The sequence below is a fragment of the Frankia sp. CeTa3Moorea genome, assembly GCF_978021225.1.
In genome coordinates this window covers 1-4,367 of record NZ_CDXDOR010000252.1, presented here as the reverse complement: position 1 = coordinate 4,367, position 4,367 = coordinate 1, and the positions used below count along the sequence as shown (strand labels likewise).

At 65.2% G+C, this 4,367-nt stretch carries 2 protein-coding genes and 1 pseudogene; all 3 read right to left on the bottom strand.

Features of this window, described 5'->3' with window-relative positions:
• A pseudogene (locus AC08OV_RS23765) lies at positions 1-736 on the bottom strand (hypothetical protein); the annotation flags it as partial.
• 599 nt (positions 737-1,335) lie between these two features.
• The gene (locus AC08OV_RS23760; RefSeq protein ID WP_476615816.1) at positions 1,336-1,818 is read right to left on the bottom strand and encodes a hypothetical protein; all 483 of its coding nucleotides are present in this window, start codon (positions 1,816-1,818) and stop codon (positions 1,336-1,338) included.
• Between the two features lie 26 nt (positions 1,819-1,844).
• Complete coding sequence (locus tag AC08OV_RS23755) at positions 1,845-3,587, bottom strand: hemopexin repeat-containing protein (protein WP_476615815.1); 1,743 nt, start codon at positions 3,585-3,587, stop codon at positions 1,845-1,847.
• Positions 3,588-4,367: the final 780 nt, after the last annotated feature.

Genomic DNA, 4,367 nt, shown 5'->3' with positions numbered 1-4,367 from the left:
CGCGTAGCAGAAGCACGGCCTCGGCGCCGTCGAGGCCCCAGCGGGCTCCGGTGATCTCCATGCGGTCCTCGACGAGCCACTTCGCCGTTCCCTCGATGAGACCGGTCGCGATCGGCCAGCCGGCGGCGAGGAACGCGGGATAGTCGAGGTAGTCCTGTTTGTTCTCCAGGTAGGTGGCGCACTCGTCCGCGCCGGCGCGTTCGGCGGCGGTGTAGTCGAACCGGGTGGCGCGGCGGCGGATCCCGATGCGCACGTCGCGGTGGCGGCCCCGCAGGAGCTTGTCGGTCTGCTCGGCGACCCAGTCGCGGGCGGCGGGGTCGTTCTTGTAGAAGAAGCAGTCGGCCGCCCGCCAGAGGTAGTGGATCACGTGGAGCAGGTCGATCAGGATCGTGATCTTCTTGCCGCGGACAGCGGCGAGCGTGAGCGCGGTGTCGATCTGGTGGCGGTTGCCGTCGGCGTCGGCGTCGACGACGTCGGCGCGGGGCGCTTCCCGCGCCGCCTCCAGGTCCAACTGGCCCTGCAGGCACAGCCGCGCGAACTCCAACGCGTCCCGGTAGAGCCGTTCCTCACGCACGTCGTGGGTCAGGCCGCGGACCTCGTCCGACCTCGACCAGGCGATCATCGCCATCGCGTGCGCCAGGGCCTCGGCGAACAGATCGTCCTGCTCGACCACACCCGGCTGCATGCCCTCGGCCCCGACCGGGCGGGGCTGTGGGATGCTCGCGTCCACGGCCACCGATCTCCTCTCCTCGTGATCTCACACGCCACAAAGAGTGGAGACGGTGGCCTTTCCATGCACGCACCACCGCGCCACCACACCGCCACAGACCACACCGGATCCCGGCAGCAGGGCCTCTACCTGCGGATATGCCTCGGCAACCTATCCTCATGTACCCCGAGTACCGAAAGCCCCCAACCATCCAGAACGTCAGGACCCGGACAGAGATCAACTACCTCTATCGGAGCCGCACCCCTCGGGGATGACGGCGTGTTCGATCAGGTGGATAGGGATTCTGCGATCTCCCAGGCGATCGCTTCGAACTGGGTGTCGTGCTGAGCGTGGCCCCAGAGCGCGTCGTCGACGCTGCGGATGAAGCCCCAGGCGTGAGCTTGTGTCCGACGCCGCAGGCCGGTGGGCCGGCCACGGCCCGGATGGGGCAGGAAACGGACAAGACGACGATTTTTAATTACGCGGCACTAGTACTACAGCAACACCTCTCGGCGTGTCGGAGGCAACACGCCGATGCAGGACTCCGCCCCACCAGCAAGCCGTCAGCGAAGGCGCAGGTCACAGCGCTGACACATTTGCCGATCATGGCAACTGTTGCTGTAGTACTAGTCGACTCGGTAGGTGACGTAGTAGTACGAGCTCTCCACGTCCGACTTCGCGAGTTTGGCGATTTCGCCCTGTCCCTGTTCCGACTCGAACATCGTGATTGACCCGAGCAGGTCGTCGTCGGAAGAGGAGTCATAATCCCACAGGGAGATGTTCAGCGAGTAGTCGACAGCTACCTTGACTTGAGGCGTCTGCGACTGACCAGCCTGCATGTCGATGGTTGTGCCGCCTCCTGGCCAGATGGCGTTGTCCAGCCCACCCGCGGTGTCGACGGTGAGGTAGAGGTTGTCCGGGTCGGATCTGGCGGAGTCGATCGCGCCGATCACTCCGGGCAGCATCCGGACGAAGTGCTCCAGCGGTGCACCTAGCTGACCGAGCGCAAGGGACGGAGCCAGCCCGGCAAGGGCGTTGTTCACTTCGAAGTCGGTCCCGGTGGCCTGCCGAAGACACCAGACGTTGAGCACTGTCGCGGTTGCGGACATGGCGTTCTCCTTCAGCATCAGACCGCTCAGAGAAGCGGCACGACAATCGTGTTGGTGGTGAGGATAACCGGTCGCTGCACACTGATAGCGATGCCTGGTACGACGAACGGCCGCAGGTCCTGGCCGGTGCTGTCCTTCGGGACGTAGGTGGTGGACACACCCTTGACTTCACGGACGCTGTCGCCGTCGCGCGTCACCAGATCCCGGGGCTGTCCGGTCACATCGACGATTCCCTGGGCGGCGCCGACGAGATTGACTAGCACCCGTTCGCGCAGTGCGCTGTCCGCGAGGACGTCCGCGAGCAGGGCGGCGGCGTTCCGCAGTGGTTCGGTCCTGGCCTGGTCCGGTGTGCCGTTCAGGAACGTGAGTTTCAGGTCCGAGAGCGACAGCAGGACGATGAATTCCTGGGTCAGCTGAACGATGGCGAAGTTCACCGAGTCAGGGTTGTTCGAGTTGTCGAAGGTGTAGACGAGCTCAGTCTCGGTCGTCACCTCGATGGTGGAGGTGACCGACTCGATCGAGGTGACTTCCTTGTTCGTCTCCATCGTGCGGCTCGAACTATTGGACAACTCGTTGCTCATCGAGTGGGCGAATCCCTGACGCACGTCCTGGGTGCTGCCCTGGAAGCCGACATCGACCTCGGCCTCACCACCGAGCCCTGTCCAGTTCGCCTCGCCTCGCGCCGACATCTTGCCCTGGTAGCCGTAGTCCTGCTGGCTGAAGGTGCTCGATGAGTCAGCGTTGGTCTTGTCGGCGACCTCGTCGATCGCTCGCTGGGACGTACTCTCCAGGATGTTCCGCTGGGACTCGCTGGCCCGGATAGTGTTGATCTTTGTGACGATCTTTGACTCCTGTTTGGCCCCACCTGCGAGACCGATGGTGGCCAAGGGCTCGCCTCGCCCGGTCTGTCCGAGGAACCGGTGCAGTGTGTAGTGCTCCTCAAGGAAGAGCTGAGGTCTGGTCAGGAATCGTGCCAGCGCCGGCCGCTTCTCCGTGACGAGCCGAGGCTGCCCGAGTACCCGGTCCTGCTTAAGGTCATAGGCGAGGTACTGCTCGCCGCGCAGGAAGTAGATCGTCGTCGACTCGTTCGGCGGGGCGCCGTAGAAGGCGAGGTCGATCCGGTCGAAGTCGGCCGGCCAGGTCCCCTGCCCCCAAGCGGTCGCGATGGGTGTGGGCTGTACGTCGACCATGCTGGTGTTCATGTCGTACCGGATGTACTCCGAACCCTTGAACAGCCAGGCCTTGCCGTCGTACTTCTCCGTCACACCATGGATGGCCGCGTCGATGCCTTCGGTGAACGGCGGTGTGACACCGCCCCAGGTCCCCGCGATCGGTTGCGGAGCTCCGCCGACCTTCTGCACACGCTGGTCGTACCCGATCCACTCGTCGCCGGCGAAGAAGTAGTACCAGCCGCTGAACTTGCCCGTCCCTTGGACCGCCGCGTCGAAGCCGGCGGAGAACTTGGCGGGCCAGCCCGGCCAGTCGCTCATCGGCCGCCAGGGCTCCGGGGAGGCGGCGCCGTCGATGAGCGCCGTGTAGCTGCCGCCCTTGAAGAACCACACCCGATCCGACCACTGCCCGATCCCGCGCAGGGCGGTGTCGAAGACGCGCCCGGTCGAGCCGTGCGCGTCCGCGCTCCGTCCGCCGACAGCCGGCTGGAAGTCCTCGGGCCTCAGACCCAAGGAGACGAAGACCGGATGCAGGTTGGTGGCACGCACAGCCTCAAGCGTCATCGAGGTGACGAGCGGGCGCAGTGCGGAGGCTTCCATCGCGAAACTGTTCTCCTGGTTCTCATGGAAGGGTCTTCGGGGCTTGATCCGCCCAGGGGCCCCCGGACTGCATGAGCATCCTGGCTGGTGCGGTGGGTGGCGGGTGGTGGTCTGAGGATGTGCCTCGTGCGACTGATCGCCACCGCTGGCCTGGCCACGGATGCCCCGGATGAGGGAAGCGGAAGAATGTTGCGGAGCTGGTGGGATTTTCTCGACCGATAGCCGAAAAACCGGGTCGCTGACACCACCCCTCCACAAACGTCCGTTCGTGTTAACCATCGCGCCAGGGCATGGGGCTTGAGCGCAGCGGTACGGCGTTCAGTTCGTTGACCAGCGTCGGATCATCAGCGAGTAAGACGCGGTGCTAGCGGAGAAGGTTGCGGGCGCTGAAGAGGCCTCGTCAACTTTCTGGTCAGCTGGTCAGATGTGCCCCGTTGAGACAGCCCCCGCGCTGTCCTCACGGCAGGATCATCGACTGTTCGGCGCCGCCATGTCTTGATTTTCGCGATACTGGGACTACTGAACTATCGCGGCAAGCAGCCAATTTTCTGCGGTAACACCCCCGGTGACCTGCGTCGATGCGGTCGCTGGACGGGGCCGACTCCGCGTGCTTTTCTGCGACAGACGCAGGAGGGGGCTGCCATGGGCGTGGTGCGGGCACTGGGGCGGCCCTCGGAGGCTCCGACGGTGGGCGAGGCGGTCGCCGCGTTCCTGGCCACGTTGGATCATCCGGAGACGGCGGGCACCCGGCGGGTGTACGCCTCGACCCTGCGCCCGCTA